Below are 18849 nucleotides of genomic sequence, written 5' to 3'. Positions count from 1 at the left end.
ATTCGCTACTGCTTCTGGTTATGTTAAGTTCCATACTAACAAATTCGGAAAGAAAACTATTTCAGTTGTTGCTGAATAATAAAAATTATTTATATAAATTTAATATCTCGGCTGATTAATTATTATTATCAGTTGGGATATTTTTTTATATTTTTAATAAAATTTCTATAACAAAGTAAATATAAATTTATTGTTGAAAGTTTTGAAAAAGAAAATTTTAAACATTTATTCACATATAAAAGAATAATAAGTAATAAAAGAATGCCCTCCAAAAATTCTCCTACCAATAAAAAAGGAATATTATCTAAAACAATGACAGAAGAGTTTATAGTTGTGCTTAGAAAAACTTAATTTGACATTTTATTATATTATTAATATAATTTTTTTGTTAATATGATTAAATTAATGGATAATAAAAAATGGAAGAAAAAAAAGAACAAATTGAATTATTATCATGTGCTTTAGAAGGCGGATGTTCTGCCAAAATACCTCCTGATTTACTTGAAAAGACTCTCGCTCCAATTATGCAAATAAAAGTTGATTCTAATTTACTTTCAGATGTGGATATAGGCGATGATGCTGGAGTATATAAAATATCCGATGATAATGCATTAATATTTACGGTGGACTATTTTCCTCCTGTAATATCAGACCCTTATGGATTTGGACAAATTGCTGCTTGCAACTCAATAAGTGATATTTATGCTATGGGAGGAGAACCTAAATTAGCTTTGAATATTACTATGTTTCCTAAAGATGATTCTTTGAATATACTTGCCAATATGCTTAAAGGCGGTCAGGATAAGGCTTCAGAGGCTGGAGTATTGGTAGTTGGCGGACATACTATTACTGATGCTACAGTAAAATATGGAATGGCTGTTATAGGTTTTGCTAATCCAAATAAAATTACTACCAATTCTGCTGCTGAAGAAGGGGATATTATAATACTTACAAAATCTCTTGGTACAGGAGCTTGTTTGGCTGCTATGAGACAGGGACTTATAAAAGATAGTGATATAGAAGATGTTTTTGATTCTATGAAAACTTTAAATAAAAAGGCATGTTCTATTATGAATAAATATAATATAAAATGTGCAACCGATATTACAGGGTTCGGACTTATTGGGCATGCTTATAAAATGGCTAAAGCAAGTGATGTTAATATAGAACTTCATACATCAGCTTTACCTATGTTTAATAAAACTTATGAAGTATTGGATATGGGTTGTATACCTGGGGCAGCTTTTACCAATATGCGTTATGTAGGTGATAATATATTGGTAGATAATAATGTTGATTATAATTTAAAAATGCTTTCCTTTGATCCTCAAACTTCAGGTGGATTATTTATATGTGTTAATAAAGAGAATGCAGAAAATATGCTTGCTGATTTATGGCGTGAAGGTATTGACTGTGCTTCTATTATTGGAAAGGTAACAAAAAGAGAAAAAGAATATATACATCTTAAAAAATAATATTTCTAAAAATTATATTTCTTATATAAAGTTAATAAAAATAAGGGCTTACTTTTTATAAGTAAACCCTTATTAAGAACTATTTATATAAATATTTTATTAAGTTATTTTTTCTTACTTGAAGTCTTTTTAGCAGGAGTTTTTTTAGCAGTAGTCTTCTTCGTAGCATTTACCTTAGAAGTTGTTTTTTTAGCTGATGCTGTTTTAGTATTAACCTTTTTAGTTGTTGCTTTTTTAGTGGAAGCAGTAGTTTTTTTAGCAGTAGCCTTTTTAGCAACAGATTTCTTAGCTGATTTAGAACCGCCTATTATTCCCTGAGCAGCAGCAAGTCTTGCTATAGGTACTCTATATGGAGAACAACTTACATAATTTAATCCTATATTGTAACAGAACATAACTGTAGCAGGATCTCCTCCATGCTCACCACATATACCAACTATAAGTTTTTTATTAGTAGCTCTTCCCTTAGTAACACCTATTCTCAAAAGCTCACCTATACCTTCTTGATCCAATGATTGGAAAGGATCTTTTTCATATATCTCTTTGTCAACATAATCTTTTAAGAATTTACCTGCATCATCTCTTGAGAAACCGCCTCCCATCTGAGTAAGATCATTAGTACCAAATGAGAAGAATTCTGCTTCTGTAGCTATTTTATCAGCAACTAAAGCAGCTCTAGGAACTTCTATCATAGTACCAACTTTATAATCAACTTTGGAACCTTCTCTTTCAAATACTTCTTCAGCTATTTTAATGATTCTATCTTTTATCATTTTAAGCTCTTTCAAAGTACCAACAAGCGGGAGCATTATTTCAGGGTGAACATCTACACCATTTTTCTTAACTCTAACAGCAGCTTCAATAATAGCTCTAGCCTGCATATCATATATTTCGGGATAAGTAATACCAAGTCTACAGCCTCTATGACCAAGCATAGGGTTAAATTCATGTAAAGAATCCCTTATTGCTTTAAGTTTTTCAAAAGGTACATTCATTTCGTTAGAAAGTTCCTGTAATTGAGAATCTTCATGAGGAATAAATTCATGCAAAGGAGGATCAAGAAGCCTTACAGTTACAGGATATCCATTCATAGCAGTGAATATACCAATAAAGTCTTCCCTTTGCATAGGAAGAATATTTTCTAAAGCATCATCATAAAGCTTTCTAGGTTCTCTGTATATAGGTTCTATTTCCTCTATAGTTTTTTTATCCCCAATTTTTTCAGCAGCTTCTAATTTTTCTTTTAATTGCTTAACTTCTTCAGCAACAAGTATAAGCTGTCTTACACTTTTAATTCTGTCAGCATTAAAGAACATATGCTCGGTACGGCATAAACCAATACCCTCAGCACCGAATTTTCTAGCAATTTCAGCATCATGAGGAGTGTCAGCATTAGTATGAACTTCAAATTTCTTTTCTTTTCTCTTATCATCAGCCCATTGCATAAGTTTTTTGAAGTCTTCAGACATTTCAGAGTCTTTAGTATCTATTTTACCCAACATAACTTCGCCTGTAGAACCGTCAATAGAGATATAATCGCCTTCATTAACTATATCTTCTCCAACTTTCATGCATTTATTTGCATAATCTATTTCTAATGCACTGCATCCAGCCACACAGCATTTACCCATACCGCGTGCAACAACAGCAGCATGTGAAGTAGAACCACCTCTAGCAGTTAATATACCTTCAGCAGCATTCATACCTTTAATATCTTCAGGACTAGTTTCTATACGAACGAGTATAACCTGCTCTCCAGCCTCTTTCATAGCTTCAGCTCTTTCAGCAGCAAATACTACTTTACCAACAGCAGCTCCTGGTGAAGCATTCAATCCTTTAGCAAGTATTTTAGCAACTTTTTTAGCATTAGGATCAAACATTGGGTGAAGTAATTGATCCAAATCAGAAGGATTAACTCTCATTAAAGCTTCTTCTTTAGAAATGATTTTAGCTTCAGCAAGTTCAACAGCAATTCTTACAGCAGCAGCAGCAGTTCTTTTACCATTACGAGTTTGAAGCATATAAAGCTTTCCTTCCTGTATAGTAAATTCCATATCCTGCATATCACTGTAATATTTTTCTAATTGATTTTTATAATTAACCAATTGTTTATATACATCAGGCATAACCTCTTCAAGAGAAGGATATTTTTCTTTTCTTTCCTCTTCACTTATACCGTTATTTTTAGCCCATTCCAAACTTCCTTCCAATGTAATTTCCTGAGGAGTTCTAATACCAGCAACAACATCTTCTCCCTGAGCATTAATTAAGAATTCTCCATAGAATTTATTTTCACCAGTGGAAGGGTTGCGGGAGAAACATACTCCAGTAGCAGAAGTATTACCCATATTACCGAATACCATAGACTGAACATTTACAGCAGTACCTAAAAGGTTTCTTATATCATTTAATTTTCTATATGCTTCAGCCCTAGGATTATTCCAGCTTCTAAATACAGCATTAATAGCATGCCATAATTGTACTTTAGGCTCTTCTGGGAATTCTTCGCCTTTTTCTTCTTTATACATAGCTTTATATTTTTCTACAACTATTTTTAATTCTTCAACATCTAAATCAGTATCTTTAACCTCTTTTTCAGGTTTTCCTACTTTAGGTGCTATAGTTTTTTTTCTTTCATCAAGGATTTCTTCAAATTTATCATGATCAACACCCATAGCAACATCGCCGAACATCTGTATAAATCTTCTATAAGCATCCCAAGCAAATCTAGAATTATTAGTTTTTTCTATAAGTCCTTCAACTACTTTTTCATTGATACCTAAGTTAAGTATAGTATCCATCATACCAGGCATAGATATAGCAGCTCCAGAACGTACGGATACAAGTAAAGGTTTCTTAGGATTACCAAATTCTGCATTCATAGCTTTTTCTAATTTTTTAATATTTTCTTCTACAAGTTTGTCCAATCCTTTGGGATATGACTTATTTTTTGAATAGTAATCACAAACTTCAGTAGTTATTGTAAATCCAGCAGGTACAGGTACTTTACTTTCTGTCATTTGAGCAAGTCCCAAACCTTTACCTCCTAAAAGAGCTTTAGTTTCTTTAGCTCCCTCAGATTTACCATTACCAAAGAAGTAAACCATCTTTTTTGATGCCATAATAAATCTCCTCTAAAATATTTATATAAATTTAAAGTTATTAGTATTACTATATAGTATAATGCTATTTTTCTTATTGTCAATTTTATTATGAAATTTTCATTATTTTTTTTAATCTGCATATTTTTTAAACAAAAAATAATATGTCATTTTTATAAACTACCAAATATAAAAATATTTAAATTTTTTATATATATTGTATAATTATGCAATGTGAGAAAAAGGATTTTTTAGTATGATAAAAAAGTTAAATATAGTATTTTTAATATTGATAATAGCTTTGAATGCTTATGGAGCAATTGTAATATCTACATATAAGAAGCCTAAAGAAATTAAATATAAAAAAACTGACAGAGGTAAAGTTTTAGTAGTTCCAAATACAATCTTTTTTGATTTTAATAGTAGTGCATTAGATTCAAAAAAATATTCAAAGACTTTGAAATATATAGGAAATATAACTAAAAACTCCAATGTTATGAATATCATTATAGAAGGGCATATGAGTAGTGATGAAGAAAAAAAAATTATAAATGGTAATGATAGAAAGGATATATTATACCTATATAACAGGAGAGATCTTGATGATTTATCTTATAGTCGTTCATATAATGTATATTTAGCTATAACAAATGGAAGTTTCAATAAATTAACTAATTACGGACTTCAGGATTTGCTAAGTGAGTATAAAGATATAGAAAAAAATAGAAGAGTTGAATTTATTTTAATAGAAAATAGTAATGATTTGAATATATATACTAATTATATAAATAATTTGATAATGTCTAAATAATATATTAATAATTTTAATGGGTGTGTAACTATGCATGATAATAACAGAGAAAAACTTTCAAGTAGATTAGGATTTTTATTAGTTTCGGCAGGATGTGCTATAGGTCTTGGTAATGTATGGAGATTTCCTTATATTACAGGAAAGTATGGTGGAGCTCTTTTTGTTTTACTTTATTTAATTTCGCTTGTAATATTGGGACTTCCTATACTTGTAATGGAATTTTCGGTGGGAAGGGCTGGTAAAAGAGATTTGGCTGGTTCCTATAAAGTGCTTCAAAAGAATGGGCATAAATGGCATATTATAGGATATGTTCAATTATTTGGATGCGTGCTTCTTATGATGTTTTATACTACTATAGCGGGCTGGTGTTTATCATACTGTTATTTTATGGCTGCTGGTAAATTGCAGGGACTTAATCCTCAGCAAATAGGGGAGTTTTTTAATTCTGTTCTTGCTTCGCCTTCTACTTTAGTATTATGGATGACTATATCTATAGTGATAGGTACTTTTGTATGTATGATGGGGCTTGAAAATGGAGTTGAAAAGGTTACTAAAGTGATGATGACATTGCTTTTGCTTATACTTTTTGTTCTTATAATAAGAGCTGTTACTTTACCTAATGCGAAAGAAGGTCTAAAATTTTATTTACTGCCTGATTTTAATAAGATGTTCAGCGGAGGATTGAAAGGATTTTTCTCTATAGCTTATGCGGCAATAGGACAGGCTTTCTTTACTTTGAGTTTAGGTATTGGGGCTATGACTATATTTGGAAGTTATATAGATAAGGACTATTCACTTACAGGAGAATCTATTATGGTTGTAGGGCTTGACACTTTAATAGCTATTCTTTCTGGACTTGTTATATTCCCTACAACTTTTTCTTTTGGTATTAATCCTGGAGAAGGTGCAGGATTAGCTTTTGTGACATTACCTAATATATTTAATTCTATGGTATTAGGAAGACTTTGGGGAGCATTATTTTTCTTATTCTTATCAATGGCGGCATTAACCACTATAATAGCGGTATTTGAAAATATAATTGCATTTACTATGTCTGAAACTAAAATGCCTCGTAAAAAAACTACTATAATAATTGCTTTAAGTATATTTATATTGAGTTTGCCTACCGCTTTAGGTTTTAATTTATTATCATTTATAAAACCTTTAGGAGAGGGAAGTACCATAGCTGATGGACTTGATTTCTTGGTGAGTAATAATTTTCTTCCTATAGGAGGAATAATAATACTTATATTCTGTACAAGAGAATTGGGCTGGGGTTGGAATAATTTTATAAAAGAAGCTGACACTGGAAAGGGAATGAAATTTCCTAAATGGGCTAGATTTTATGTTTCTTATATTCTGCCTTTTATAGTACTTGCTATATTTATAATAGATTATATAAATAAATTATCTTAAACAAATTAATATTATTAAAAATTAATATAAAGAGATTTTTTATTTTAAGCAATTATATTTTAGTTAAAAGCCTATGTGCTAATTACATATTCAATGATAGTATTATAATAAATATATTTTAAAGGATTATAATGAAAAAAATATTTGTCATATATATAATAATATTAATTGTATTGTTTTCTTGTAAAAATAAAACTCAGTCAAATAAAAAGATAAATACTTCAGAAGAAAATCAATTGATAGAAAATATATTTAATGAAAATAATGCTGAAGGTACATTAGTTATATATGATGTAAAAGATGATAAATATATAATACATAATAAAGAAAGAGCTAATCGAAGATTTTATCCTGCATCTACATTTAAAATTTTTAACAGTTTAATAGGATTATACGAGAAAGCTGTTAAAGATGTTGATGAAGTATTTTATAAATATAATGGGGAAAAAGTTTTTCTTGAATCTTGGGCTAAAGACTCTAATTTGAGATATGCAATTAAAAACTCTTAAGTACCAGCATATAAAGAGTTGGCAAGAAGAATAGGCATTGAGAAAATGAAAGAAAATATAGAAAAACTTGATTACGGCAATAAAAATATAGGTGAAAGTGTAGATACTTTTGGCTTGAAGGACCTTTAGAAATAAGTGCTTTGGAGCAAGTTAAACTATTGACTAAATTAGCAAAAAATGAGCTTCCGTATTCTAAAGAAATACAAAGGGCTGTTTCAGATATTACAATTTTAGAAAAAACCGATAATTATATTTTGCATGGTAAAACAGGATTAGCCGATGCTGAAAATATGATAACAGAACCTATTGGCTGGTTTGTGGGGTGGCTTGAAGAAAATAATAATATATATGTATTTGCTTTGAATATTGATAATATAAGTTCTGATGATTTATATAAAAGAATAAATATAGTAAAAGAAAGTTTTAAATCTATGTGTTTATTAAAATGATATTAATTTTTACTATGTAATAAAAAAAGCTCATCTATATAAAGAATATACGGATGAACTTTTTGCTTTTATTAGAAAATAAAATTTATTCTCTAGATATATTCAATATTTTTGTTTTAAGTTCATTTTCTATATTTCTAAGTTCTAACTCAGCCGCTCTTCTTTTTTCTCTGCCTTCAGTCTGTATTTTCATAACCTCATCTAAAGTAGATATTAACTGCTGATTTGTATGTTTTAAAGTTTCAATATCAATAATTCCTCTTTCTGATTCTTTAGCTGTTTCTATAGTAGAAGTTTTAAGCATGTCAGCATTCTTTCTTAACAACTCATTTGTAGTGTCAGTAACTGCTCTTTGTGCTTTTGCTGCCTCATTAGAATGATGAAGCCCTATAGCAAGAACCATTTGATTCTTCCAAAGCGGTATTGTATTTGTTATAGTTGATTGAATTTTTTCTGCCATTATAACATTATTATTCTGAACCAAACGTATTTGAGGTATTGTTTGTATAGAAATTGTCTTTGTAAGCTCTAAATCATGTATTCTTTTTTCAAATCTATTAGCCAAATCTTTAAGATCTCTAGCCATTTGTACATCTTCAGCAATATTGCTTGCAATAGCCTTTGATTCTAAAGCAGGTATTTCATTAGTCATTAAATGATTAAGTTTCTGTTTTCCTGCCTCTATATAAATTTCAAGTTCTTTTAAATATTCTAGATTATAATTATACATTTGATCTAAAATACTTATGTCTTTTAGAAGATTTCTTTGATGTGCTTCTAGATTTTTCACAATACTATCAATATTAGCTTCTACACTAGTATATTTAGTTTTTAATTTAGTAATATTATTAGTGGCTTTCTTAAAGAATCCCAATAAACCTTTTCCTTTAGTTTCATTTTCTATATCAAAACCTTTAAGTTCTGTTATAACATCAGTAATAGCATCTCCTACTTCGCCTAAATCTTTATTCATAACATTGCTTAAAGTATTTTCAGAAAACTGTATCATTTTATTTTGAGCTGCTGATCCATAAGACATTATAGATACTGAGTCCTGTAAATTAATACTATTTTGTACTTCATTTATTTTTGCCAAATTCTCAGGTGTAAATTGATTATTTGAAACATTTTTAATATCATTAAATACTTGCTGTGCTGAATTCTGAGGCTGATAATTCTGTGCATTTACAAAGTTTTGCACTTTCATATTATTAGGCATTGCATTTGGTTGCACTGGCTGGGCATTTACAATATTCTGGTCTTGAATATTATTAGGCTGTTGATTATTTTCTAAGTTATTATTTTCCATAAAATCTCTCCAATTTTTAATTTTTTTATTAATAACCATCTTTATCAAGCATGTTTTTTAATACATCTATATCGCTATTTATATCTATTAATTTATTCTGATTCATCTCTACAAGCATTTTTTTCAATGCTCCATTTAATTTTATTATAACATCTTCTATTTCCTGTGCCGTTTTTTCCATATTAGCATTTTTTACGGGAAAATTGCAGAAGTCTATATATGAATTGAGCATTTTTACAGCTGTAGGAAGATGATATTCATTTATTTTTTCTAATTTCTTTTCCCCTTCTTTATTGGATTTAGAATAATCTGCCATCTCTTTTAATATGCTTATCATTTCTTTTAAAGCAGGTGTTAGTTCTGGATCATCTATTTTTTGAGAGAAATTTTTTATTTTGTCTATATTTCTTTCTGTTTCTAAAATTATTAAACTGTCTTTATTTGAATAAGTATTTTCTATATGTCTGTTAAAATTATTATTGAAATCATCTTCTCTTGGGAAATTTCTTTGTATATTCTGTCTTAATTTTTGAAAAATAAAATCATCTTCATCTCTTGCCATATATATCCTTTTAAATAACTAAATTAATAAAACTATAAAGTATAATATCAAGTAAAATATTTACTATTAATTATTAATTATAATAAATAAATATAATATTTTCAAGATATTGATTGTTTTTGTATTATTTAACTATAATATAATGTAAATATTCAAATATTTTTGAAGTTGAATTATATCTTTTACTATCTGCTTTAAATCTGCTATACTCTTTTTTAAATAATCCATACTCTCCTTTTTTAGACATTATCCTTTTTATATCATTTAATGATAATAACCCTTCATTATTATAGCTTAAAAATATATATTTAGCATTTGCTTTATTTATCAAATCTTCAAATATTTTATAAACATCATATCTACTGCAGTATAGAGATTTTATCCTGTCATTTCTAAGTCCAGTTTTTCCTTTTATTTCTGGATTATCGTATTTTGCTATAGTTTCAAGCATATGATAATTATCAGAATACTGTCTTCTGTTATAAGGCGGATCTAAATATAAAATATCAGTTTCAATATTCTCTATTAATTCATTGGCATTTTCATTATATACTTTATGCTTTTTATTACTTGTAACTATTTCCAATGGATTATATTCAAAAGTTTTTAAAGCGGTTTTTTTTATAGCTTTCAAAAATGCTCCATATACAGATGCAGTATTTGCACATCTATCTATATTTTCAAGCAAACTAGCTAGAAGAAAATAATATTCATTTTTATTTATTTTTTTATTTTGAAACCATTCTTCTATTTTTATTCTTATAGTATCGCATTTAATAGCATTTTCATCTGAAAAGTATATTCTATTATGCTCTTTATCTTTAGTGCCTCCAAGAGAATAATTATTATAAATAAATCCTTCTGTATAAGGTATATTATTCAAATACTCGCATACAATTGAATACTTTTCTTTTATATTTTTTCTTTTTAAATTATCAATTTCATTATTAAGATTTTTAAAAGATAAATATTTATTATTCTCTATATAATGCTTATTCAAAACATAACTATAATACTGAATATCATTAGCTATAATAGAAAAATTTTTTGATTTAAAATGCCTGCCTACAATACCTGTTCCTGCAAACAAATCGCAGAAAGTACTGCAGTTTTCATCTATTATAGAAGTAATTGATTCATATAAAAAATCTAATAGTGATAATTTGCTTCCTATATAATTCATTAATGCTATACCTGTTATTATTAGTTTTTTATTATACTTAATTTTAATAATATTTCTAATTATTAATTATGAATTTATATTCTTTTTTATTAATTTTTTTATTATTAATAGAATTGAAAGATATATCAAAAAAGTATTAGAGAAAAAAAATTACTATTCTGAAGGTACTTCTCTATTATCCTGTCTGTCTATGCAGGGAGATGATATTTCACTTGAATGTTTATACGATTTGGAAATGAATACAATATAATGGAGAAATAAACTTGATGCTGAATGCGTAGGCTGTACTTTGATAATAATAAAAAAGACAAATACTGAATTTTGATAAATTCTATTATTTGGATAAAGCACAGAATGAAGAAAAAAATAAAAAAGAGCCATTATTATAGGTTCATTATTTATAGAAATATGCACCAACTGTAATATTACTGCAATGTCCATCAGAAAACTTAATTTTATAATTTTAAATAACAGAGATAAAAATAAAAAATAAAGTTTGTATTATAATAGGGATGCTAACTGATAGGTAAAGACAATGAAAATGGTTTAAAAGTATATAAACAAATAAAAGAAATTGTGAGAGAATGCTTGTTTATAAATGCTACTATAGACAATGAAAAATATATAAAATCATTTACAGATAAAATAGTAGAAAAATTTGTAAGTATTGATTATTTGATAAATAATGCATGTTATTAAAATAAAGGTCTTTTAAGTAATTGCAATTATGATGATTTTTTAGAAATTTTAAAAGTAGGTGCTGTTGTTCTTTATGAGATTACAAAAATTATTAATTATAAGGGCGGTATGAAGAAGAAAATTTATCAAAAATTGGTTGGGCAGCTGAAATAACAGTAAAAAGAAAAATAATACAAAACTACTTAATTTAGAAATATAAAATTTAATTATTTTTATGGTCTAATTAGAAATATAAACAGCCCCAGTGATGTTTAAATTTTGTGACTTTATTAAACGCACGATTAATGGGTGTTAAAGATTAAGATTCTATATTAATTATAATTTCAATGATATATAATGTTTAATTTACCGTGCGTTAATAATGATATAAAATTTATTTTAAATAATCAGACAATATCAAATAAGCTCCGTACTCAAATCTCTCATCAGCATTTCTAAAATGTATCTTTATATCAGTAGTATCATTATTTCCTGAACCATAATAGAAATTAGAAAGTTCAATGTATATTTCAGCTTTTTTATAAGAATCGTATAATGAGAAACCATCTATGAATCCGCCATCACCATCATTTTTATCCATACCTAATTTCTGAACAGCACTCTTAATATTTCCTACTATTGTACTTTCAGGTATTTTTGATATTAAATCCTCTTTAGTTTCTAATGATAATTGATTGAAAGGCTGAACTATATCATAATCTGTAAGCTGATTCTTCCATTTCTCTATGGTAGTCTTATCTGTTTCCATAGGACTTAATAAAGTTATTAAAACATCATCATTTATTGATATTTCCTCATCATCAGCATTATTAAATGAACCATCTTCCATATATCTGAAACTGTTTAATAATTTATCATCTTTATCATATACTCCCCAAATAAGCTTAACAGCAAATGCCTTCATGAAAGGATTGTCAAAAAATATTTCCTTCCAATCTTTTAAAATCCATTTCCTGCCGTCCATTAATACTAATTGTAGACGCTCCGATTGAGTTTTAAGCATTTTATTGATTTCGCTTTTTAATTTTGATAATTCCTTTTTAGGAACAGGTGGAAAATCTTTAGGAAGAGTCTTGTATTCTTTGTTTTTTATTTCATCGAATATAGATATAGTAAAGTCTGATTTTAAAGTTATTTTGATTTTTTTATCATCACCTTCTATGATTCTAATTCCTTCTTTATTGAAACCAAAATCTGGTATAATCTTATCAGCAAAAGCCTCTTTACTTATTCCAAGCTTTTTAGTAATATCCTCTAAAATATATGAGCATGTATTCTTTATGCTTGCTTGTTTGAATTTTCTTGAAGCCTCATAAACAAGTCCTAGTCCCTTTTTACTGCCGCTCAAAGCAATAGCCTCAAACATAGTGCTTGCCAATTTAAATCTTGTGCTTGCAATATCTTTGGCTCTTTTATATAAATTATCAAGTTGTATATTATCTGCAAATATGCAGTACGGATAAAGTATTGATTTGGTTTTATTATCCTCATTCCAATTTCTATATACATTTTCAAGTGCTTCATTTAAACTATCTCTGTTTAATGAATTACATATAATATCAGCATTTCTTAATCTATAAGCCTCTTTAATATCCAAATACTCCCCTAAAATATATCTTATTACTTTAGATGATACTAAAGAACTTTTATCTTTTATATATACATTTGATATTAAATCATCATCTATGAATGAAGTTGTTCTATCAAATTTTTTATTATAATTTTTATCTACTATATTATTAATTTCTTCTAATGAAAGCATAATCATTACCTTTAAAATAATTTAATACAAAATATATTATTTATAAAATAAAATCAATAATCAAATTTAATTTTTTATTTTATAAATAATGAGTGAATTGAAATTTTAAATGACATTCTTTATTTATATCATAATAACAATTTTTATATGCTTATAAATTAATTAAAAATATTATTTGAAATAAAAAAAGAGGAAGTTTTTTAATTCCATATTTTATTAGTATTTTTCAGTAAATAATCACTATTTATTAATCATCAAATTTTTGTCCTATCAATTCATAGATTATTTTTGATATTTATAAATTTGCTATTAGTGTAAATATATTTTACTGTCAAGACCAAAAATATTAGCATATAATATGAAAAACCATAATCTAAAATCTTTTTTTATTGATATTTTTATAAATAGTATTATAATGCTAGCTTAATAACTTCAAAATTATTATGAATTGTTGGTTTTATTTATGGATTATGTAATATCTACTACTTTGTACTTACTTAAGGGAACATATACAACTTTATCTTTATATTTTGTAACAGCAATATTTTCTTTGCCTTTATCTATGATTTTTGCTGCTTTACAATTTAGTTCTCCAAAATTTGTGAGATATATTTTTGATATATATGCTTGGATATTTAGAGGCACTCCATTAATACTTCAGCTTATCTTTTTTTATTATGGACTTCCTCTTATGACTAATAATATGATAGCTTTTCCTGCATTTACATCTGCAGCAATAACTTTTGTTTTTAATTATTCAGCTTATCTTATGGAGATATTCAGAGCTGGTATTGAAAGTATAGAGAAAGGACAGTATGAAGCAGGCTTTGCACTTAATCTTAGTTACAGGCAGATTATGACTAGGATAATTTTACCTCAGGCTATAAGAAGAGTTCTTCCTCCATTATCTAATGAAGCTATTAACTTGGTAAAAGATACAGCTTTAGTTATAGTTTTGGGTATAGGCGATTTGATGCTTCATGCTAGACAGATACTAACAAGGGATTATAAACTTCTTCCATTTTTAATAGCAGGTATTATATATTTATTATTTACTTCTGTTCTTGTATTTGTATTCAGACAATTGGAGAAAAAGTATGTCATCAGAAACTAATTTAAAAGTTCTAAACATAAAAAAACATTATAAAGGTACTTCAGCTATAAACGGAGTATCATTCACAGTTAATAAAGGGGATATACTTTCTATTATAGGACCATCAGGGGCTGGAAAAAGCTCTCTTTTAAGGAACATTATACAGATAGAAGAACCTGATTACGGAGAGGTTTATATAGATGATGAAGTTTTATTTTGTAAAAGGGAAGGGGAGAAGGCATTAAATATTTTGCATTCTGACTTTATGAAACGCAAGGAAAAAATAGGCATGATATTTCAGCATTTTAATTTATTTCCTCATAAAACAGCATTGGAAAATATTATAGAAGCTCCTATTATAGTAAAAAAGCAAAATATAGATGAGGCTATAGAAGAAGCTTTAAAACTTCTCGATAGTGTAGGACTTAAACATAAAAAAGACAGTTATCCTAATGAATTATCAGGTGGACAGAAGCAGAGAGTTGCAATTGCCAGAGCATTAGCTATGAAACCTGAAATTCTTCTTTGTGATGAACCTACTTCTGCATTGGATCCAGAATTGATAGGAGAGGTGCTTACCGTATTAAAAGAGCTTGCAAAAGAAAAAATGACTATGATAGTTGTAAGTCATGAGATGAGTTTTGTGCATGAATTATCTACAAATATAGCATTTATGGACGGTGGTAAGATTATTGCTATGGATACTGCTGATAATTTTTTTAATAATCAAAGTAATGATAGAATTAAAGATTTTTTGAATAAGGTATTCCACAAATAAAATAAATTTGATTTAAATAATTAAATTTATTTTATTATTTACCTTATTAATATTGACATTTTTTTTAATAGTAATACAATATACAGTAATTGAAAGAGTGTTAGGGAGTTCTTTTACTATGGGCAGTCTATGTCTAAAATATAATTATTACTACACTTTCAAACATTAATAAAATTCTAATTATTAAATTATAAATAATATTCAAAACATTTTAAGGAGACAATTATGAAACGAATATTAACTTTTTTATTATTGATTATTTCTGCATTTATTATTAGCTGTGGCGGCAATAATAATGACAACAACAATAATAATGCAGAAAATACTGTTTCTGAAAATGATAATTCATTGCAGAAAGTAAAAGATTCAGGAAAATTTGTTTTAGGTTTAGATGATACCTTTGCCCCTATGGGATTTAGAGATGAAAAAGGTGAAGTAGTAGGTTTTGATATAGACTTAGCTAGAGAGGTAGCTATAAGACTCGGCGTTCAATTAGAAATAAAACCTATAGAATGGTCCAGCTCTATATTAAGCTTGAATAAAGGTGATGTTGATGTACTTTGGAATGGAGTTACTATAAATGATGCTAGAAAACAGCAAATTAATTTTTCAAAACCTTATCTTAATAATAGACTTGTTATTGTAAAAGCTATTGATGATATAACAATTAATTCTAAAGATGATTTAGAAGGAAAGATTTTAGGTGTTCAGGTTGGAAGTAATGATGAAGCTTTGACGGCTGATCCTTCAAGTAAAAGTGCTAAAGAAATTAGAAGATATGATGTTAATGTTAATGCATTTTTAGATTTGCAGGCTAAAAGAATAGATGCTGTTATCATAGATGAGGTTGCAGCTCAGTACTATATATCAGAGAAAAAAGCCCCTTTTATAGTTGTGGATAATTCGCCTTTAACAGAAGAATTATATGGTATAGGATTTAGAAAATCTGATGCTAAACTTTTAGACGAAATTAATAGAATATTAGATGAAATGAAAGCTGATGGTAAAGCCGCTGAGATTTCTGAAAAATGGTTTTCTAAAGATATTGTTGTAAAATAAAATATATTTTTATAAAAGAGGTGCGTATATATAATATGCACCTCTTTGTATATTTTATTTTAAATTATTGATGTATATATATTTTAATTTTTTTAATTTAGAAATATCATTTGCTGAATATTTGAAATTACCTTCTAAATATAATTTTTTTAAATTTTCTAAAGAATAAAAACTATTATTTATTTCTATATCATATTTACTGCTTAAATAAAACTCTTCCAGATTTATTAATTTTCCTATATTATCATTTATATATTTTATATTATTGCCTTTTAAAGATAGAACTTTTAAATTTGATAATTTTGATATATTTTCTGGAATTTCCATTATATTATTATTGTTTAAATATAGTTTTTTTAAATTTTGTAATTTTAAGATTTCATTAGGTATTGTTTTAATATTATTATTTGAGAAATCTAATTCTTCTAAATCATTTAAATTAAATGTTTTTTCTGGTATATTATTTAGAGAATATCCTGATAGATTCATTATTTTTAATTTTTTAAAAAAATGTATTTCTTTAGGAAAAGATTTAAATATATTATAAGAGATATCTATTTCTTCTATATTTTGTAAGCATATTATTTTTTTAGGTAATTTTTTTATTTTATTGAAACTAATATCAATATATTTTAAGTTTTGCAATTCGCATATAGTATCAGGTATTTCTTCTATACTATTATTGCATATATCCAAATCTTCGAGGTTTTTTAATATATTAATTTCTTTAGGTAAATATGTTAATTTTAAAGAACTTAAATCTAATTTTTTTATATTTAACAATTTTTGATAATTATAATGAATGTATTTACTAATATTATTATTTTTGAAGAAGTCATAGAGATTATTCAATTCATTTTTATTTATCATTTTATAGATTCTCCTTATAATTAATTATATTACTAATTATAGTAGAATCTCATGACAGATTTTGTCATATCATTAAAAATAAATTTAATTTTTTTAATAAATACTATCTAATATATATTTAAGTTTCATAGATTCTATTTGTCCAGGGGCAGATGAATGTTTTGCCGATGCGAATGTTAATACAGAACCAAATATTCTAGTTATAATTCCAATATCCCCCATAGATATTGCTATAATAGGATAATTTTTAATTTCACTTGAAGCATCTAATAGAGTAATAACATCTTTTTTGTTTTTAGGCATATATGCTACTTTTACTATATCGCATTTTAATTTTATCATTTTTTTTATTCTTTCTACTATTTCTTTTTTTGAAGGAGTTTTATTGAAATCATGATTTGATATTATAGTTTTTATATTATTAGAATTGGAAAATTTTATTAATTTTTTCAAATCAGATTCTTTTAAAGTTAATAATTCTAAATCTATCAAGTCAAAGCATTTATTTTCTATAATATTTTCATATAATCTTATAATATTTTCATTATATTTAATATTTCCACCTTCTTTAGAACTTCTCAAAGTAAATAGTATAGGTTTGTTTGTGATCTTTTTAATCTCTTTTGAAAATGATATAATATCTTCAAAATCATTATTATATTTTGATATATCATCTATAAAAAAATCAGCTCTCCATTCTATAATATCAATAGGGAGTTTACTTATTTTTTTTACATATTTAATTATATCTTTTTCATTTTTTTCAACTATAGGTATGCATATTTTAGGAATTCCATCACCTAATTTTACATTTTTTATTTTTACTATATTTTCCATATATCATTTTCTCCGCATACACTTTTTATAGTAATTTTATTATTTAAATATAATATTTTTTATATGTTCTACAGGCATTTTTTCATTAGTCCAAAGTTCAAAAGCCAAAGCACCCTGATATAATAACATACCCATACCATTAATAATTTTACATCCTTCTCTTTCTGCTATTTTAAGAAGTTTTGTTTTTGGAGGGCTGTATATACAGTCGCTTACTATAAGATCTTTTCTAAAAAAAGATGCATCTTCTATCAATGAAATATCTTCTTTCATACCTACACTTGTAGCATTAATTAATAAACAGCTATTTTCTATTTTTGTTTTTAATGTTTTTTTATCTTCCAAAGAGTGTAAAGTTATAGAGCAATTGGTTCTATCAGCAATATTTTCTATAATTTTTTTCTGCTCATTCCAATTTATATCTCTTTTAAATACATATATTTCTTTCACACCATATAATGCAGCCTGAGATATTATAGCAATAGCAGCTCCTCCAGCACCTAATATAGTAATATTTTTATTTTTGATAAATACCTGTTCTTCTTCTAAAGATCTTATAAATCCTTCTCCGTCTGTACTATATCCTGTAAGTATACCATTATAATTAACTATTGTGTTTACGCTTTGAGTAAGTTCTGCTGTTTCTGAAATATTATCTAAATATTTTATTACCTCTTTTTTATTAGGCATTGATAGATTAGCCCCTCTCATATTTAGAGTTTTTATTGTATTTACAGCGTCTTTCAAATTATTCTTATCAACTTCAAAAGATAAGTATGCATAATTGAGATTTAATTTATTAAAAGCTTCATTATGCATAGTTGGTGATATACTATGTTTTGAAGGCGAAGCAAATAGACCTATTAATGTTGTTTTTGCATTTATTATCATATTTATTAAACCTATTATAATAATATTTAATAATATTATTATAAT

Annotated in this window: 15 protein-coding genes and 3 pseudogenes; 9 read left to right on the top strand and 9 right to left on the bottom strand. The window is 26.6% G+C overall.

The window, feature by feature from the left end:
- A pseudogene (locus Q1J76_RS11765) lies at positions 1-79 on the top strand (50S ribosomal protein L27); the annotation flags it as partial.
- Positions 80-419: 340 nt separating this feature from the next.
- Positions 420-1475 carry a selenide, water dikinase SelD gene (gene selD, locus Q1J76_RS11760; RefSeq protein WP_300370612.1) on the top strand — a complete coding sequence of 352 codons (1056 nt, stop codon included), beginning with the start codon at positions 420-422 and terminating at the stop codon, positions 1473-1475.
- 104 nt (positions 1476-1579) lie between these two features.
- On the opposite strand, the gene ppdK is transcribed toward selD, so the two are convergent.
- Complete coding sequence (gene ppdK, locus Q1J76_RS11755; RefSeq protein WP_300370609.1) at positions 1580-4597, bottom strand: pyruvate, phosphate dikinase; 3018 nt, start codon at positions 4595-4597, stop codon at positions 1580-1582.
- 235 nt (positions 4598-4832) lie between these two features.
- Between ppdK and Q1J76_RS11750 the strand changes: the two genes are divergently transcribed.
- The 3 genes and pseudogenes from Q1J76_RS11750 to blaOXA all read left to right on the top strand — a co-directional run bounded on the left by Q1J76_RS11750 (position 4833) and on the right by blaOXA (position 7761).
- Positions 4833-5387 carry an OmpA family protein gene (locus tag Q1J76_RS11750; protein ID WP_300370606.1) on the top strand — a complete coding sequence of 185 codons (555 nt, stop codon included), beginning with the start codon at positions 4833-4835 and terminating at the stop codon, positions 5385-5387.
- A 30-nt stretch (positions 5388-5417) separates the two neighbouring features.
- Positions 5418-6803 carry a sodium-dependent transporter gene (locus Q1J76_RS11745; RefSeq protein ID WP_300370603.1) on the top strand — a complete coding sequence of 462 codons (1386 nt, stop codon included), beginning with the start codon at positions 5418-5420 and terminating at the stop codon, positions 6801-6803.
- A 131-nt stretch (positions 6804-6934) separates the two neighbouring features.
- Positions 6935-7761 (top strand): annotated as a pseudogene (gene blaOXA / locus Q1J76_RS11740) (class D beta-lactamase).
- Between the two features lie 85 nt (positions 7762-7846).
- Here the strand turns inward: blaOXA and Q1J76_RS11735 are convergent.
- From Q1J76_RS11735 to Q1J76_RS11720, 4 genes are all read right to left on the bottom strand, one after another.
- A complete protein-coding gene (locus Q1J76_RS11735; RefSeq protein WP_300370600.1) occupies positions 7847-9070 on the bottom strand; it encodes a toxic anion resistance protein in 1224 nt (407 codons plus the stop codon).
- Between the two features lie 28 nt (positions 9071-9098).
- A complete protein-coding gene (locus Q1J76_RS11730) occupies positions 9099-9632 on the bottom strand; it encodes a 5-bromo-4-chloroindolyl phosphate hydrolysis family protein (protein WP_300370597.1) in 534 nt (177 codons plus the stop codon).
- Between the two features lie 124 nt (positions 9633-9756).
- A complete protein-coding gene (locus tag Q1J76_RS11725; protein WP_300370594.1) occupies positions 9757-10815 on the bottom strand; it encodes a DNA adenine methylase in 1059 nt (352 codons plus the stop codon).
- Between the two features lie 153 nt (positions 10816-10968).
- A complete protein-coding gene (locus tag Q1J76_RS11720; RefSeq protein WP_300370591.1) occupies positions 10969-11256 on the bottom strand; it encodes a hypothetical protein in 288 nt (95 codons plus the stop codon).
- 81 nt (positions 11257-11337) lie between these two features.
- Here Q1J76_RS11720 and Q1J76_RS11715 point away from each other — a divergent pair.
- Positions 11338-11601, top strand: a pseudogene (locus tag Q1J76_RS11715) (SDR family NAD(P)-dependent oxidoreductase); the annotation flags it as partial.
- A gap of 286 nt (positions 11602-11887) precedes the next feature.
- Here the strand turns inward: Q1J76_RS11715 and Q1J76_RS11710 are convergent.
- Complete coding sequence (locus Q1J76_RS11710; RefSeq protein ID WP_300370588.1) at positions 11888-13282, bottom strand: DUF4132 domain-containing protein; 1395 nt, start codon at positions 13280-13282, stop codon at positions 11888-11890.
- Between the two features lie 457 nt (positions 13283-13739).
- Here Q1J76_RS11710 and Q1J76_RS11705 point away from each other — a divergent pair, with 457 nt between their 5' ends.
- From Q1J76_RS11705 to Q1J76_RS11695, 3 genes are all read left to right on the top strand, one after another.
- Positions 13740-14390: an amino acid ABC transporter permease gene (locus Q1J76_RS11705; protein ID WP_300370585.1), complete on the top strand. Its 651-nt coding sequence runs from the start codon at positions 13740-13742 to the stop codon at positions 14388-14390.
- Positions 14374-15147: an amino acid ABC transporter ATP-binding protein gene (locus Q1J76_RS11700; protein WP_300370582.1), complete on the top strand. Its 774-nt coding sequence runs from the start codon at positions 14374-14376 to the stop codon at positions 15145-15147. The genes Q1J76_RS11705 and Q1J76_RS11700 overlap by 17 nt, the downstream gene beginning before the upstream one ends.
- 225 nt (positions 15148-15372) lie before the next feature.
- Positions 15373-16206, top strand: a complete 834-nt coding sequence (locus Q1J76_RS11695) for an amino acid ABC transporter substrate-binding protein (protein WP_300370579.1) — start codon at positions 15373-15375, stop codon at positions 16204-16206.
- A 54-nt stretch (positions 16207-16260) separates the two neighbouring features.
- Here Q1J76_RS11695 and Q1J76_RS11690 read toward each other — a convergent pair whose 3' ends face one another.
- The 3 genes from Q1J76_RS11690 to aroE all read right to left on the bottom strand — a co-directional run bounded on the left by Q1J76_RS11690 (position 16261) and on the right by aroE (position 18804).
- Complete coding sequence (locus tag Q1J76_RS11690; RefSeq protein ID WP_300370576.1) at positions 16261-17076, bottom strand: leucine-rich repeat domain-containing protein; 816 nt, start codon at positions 17074-17076, stop codon at positions 16261-16263.
- A 93-nt stretch (positions 17077-17169) separates the two neighbouring features.
- Positions 17170-17913: a type I 3-dehydroquinate dehydratase gene (gene aroD, locus Q1J76_RS11685; protein ID WP_300370573.1), complete on the bottom strand. Its 744-nt coding sequence runs from the start codon at positions 17911-17913 to the stop codon at positions 17170-17172.
- Positions 17914-17952: 39 nt separating this feature from the next.
- Positions 17953-18804, bottom strand: coding sequence for a shikimate dehydrogenase (gene aroE / locus Q1J76_RS11680; RefSeq protein ID WP_300370569.1), 852 nt, complete (start codon positions 18802-18804; stop codon positions 17953-17955).
- Between the last annotated feature and the right edge of the window lie 45 nt (positions 18805-18849).

The sequence above is a fragment of the Brachyspira sp. genome (assembly GCF_029258575.1).
In the GTDB taxonomy this organism is placed as follows: domain Bacteria; phylum Spirochaetota; class Brachyspiria; order Brachyspirales; family Brachyspiraceae; genus Brachyspira.
This window is presented reverse-complemented; position numbering and strand designations above follow the sequence as displayed.

Bases quoted from the DNA above. Each gene is read 5' to 3' on its own strand.
- Q1J76_RS11705 (WP_300370585.1), top strand. From the start codon at position 13,740: ATGGATTATGTAATATCTACTACTTTGTACTTACTTAAGGGAACATAT.
- aroE (WP_300370569.1), bottom strand. From the start codon at position 18,804: ATGATAATAAATGCAAAAACAACATTAATAGGTCTATTTGCTTCGCCT.
- Q1J76_RS11695 (WP_300370579.1), top strand. From the start codon at position 15,373: ATGAAACGAATATTAACTTTTTTATTATTGATTATTTCTGCATTTATT.
- Q1J76_RS11690 (WP_300370576.1), bottom strand. From the start codon at position 17,076: ATGATAAATAAAAATGAATTGAATAATCTCTATGACTTCTTCAAAAAT.
- Q1J76_RS11710 (WP_300370588.1), bottom strand. From the start codon at position 13,282: ATGATTATGCTTTCATTAGAAGAAATTAATAATATAGTAGATAAAAAT.
- Q1J76_RS11725 (WP_300370594.1), bottom strand. From the start codon at position 10,815: ATGAATTATATAGGAAGCAAATTATCACTATTAGATTTTTTATATGAA.
- Q1J76_RS11700 (WP_300370582.1), top strand. From the start codon at position 14,374: ATGTCATCAGAAACTAATTTAAAAGTTCTAAACATAAAAAAACATTAT.
- Q1J76_RS11750 (WP_300370606.1), top strand. From the start codon at position 4,833: ATGATAAAAAAGTTAAATATAGTATTTTTAATATTGATAATAGCTTTG.
- aroD (WP_300370573.1), bottom strand. From the start codon at position 17,913: ATGGAAAATATAGTAAAAATAAAAAATGTAAAATTAGGTGATGGAATT.
- Q1J76_RS11735 (WP_300370600.1), bottom strand. From the start codon at position 9,070: ATGGAAAATAATAACTTAGAAAATAATCAACAGCCTAATAATATTCAA.
- Q1J76_RS11745 (WP_300370603.1), top strand. From the start codon at position 5,418: ATGCATGATAATAACAGAGAAAAACTTTCAAGTAGATTAGGATTTTTA.
- selD (WP_300370612.1), top strand. From the start codon at position 420: ATGGAAGAAAAAAAAGAACAAATTGAATTATTATCATGTGCTTTAGAA.
- Q1J76_RS11730 (WP_300370597.1), bottom strand. From the start codon at position 9,632: ATGGCAAGAGATGAAGATGATTTTATTTTTCAAAAATTAAGACAGAAT.
- ppdK (WP_300370609.1), bottom strand. From the start codon at position 4,597: ATGGCATCAAAAAAGATGGTTTACTTCTTTGGTAATGGTAAATCTGAG.
- Q1J76_RS11720 (WP_300370591.1), bottom strand. From the start codon at position 11,256: ATGGACATTGCAGTAATATTACAGTTGGTGCATATTTCTATAAATAAT.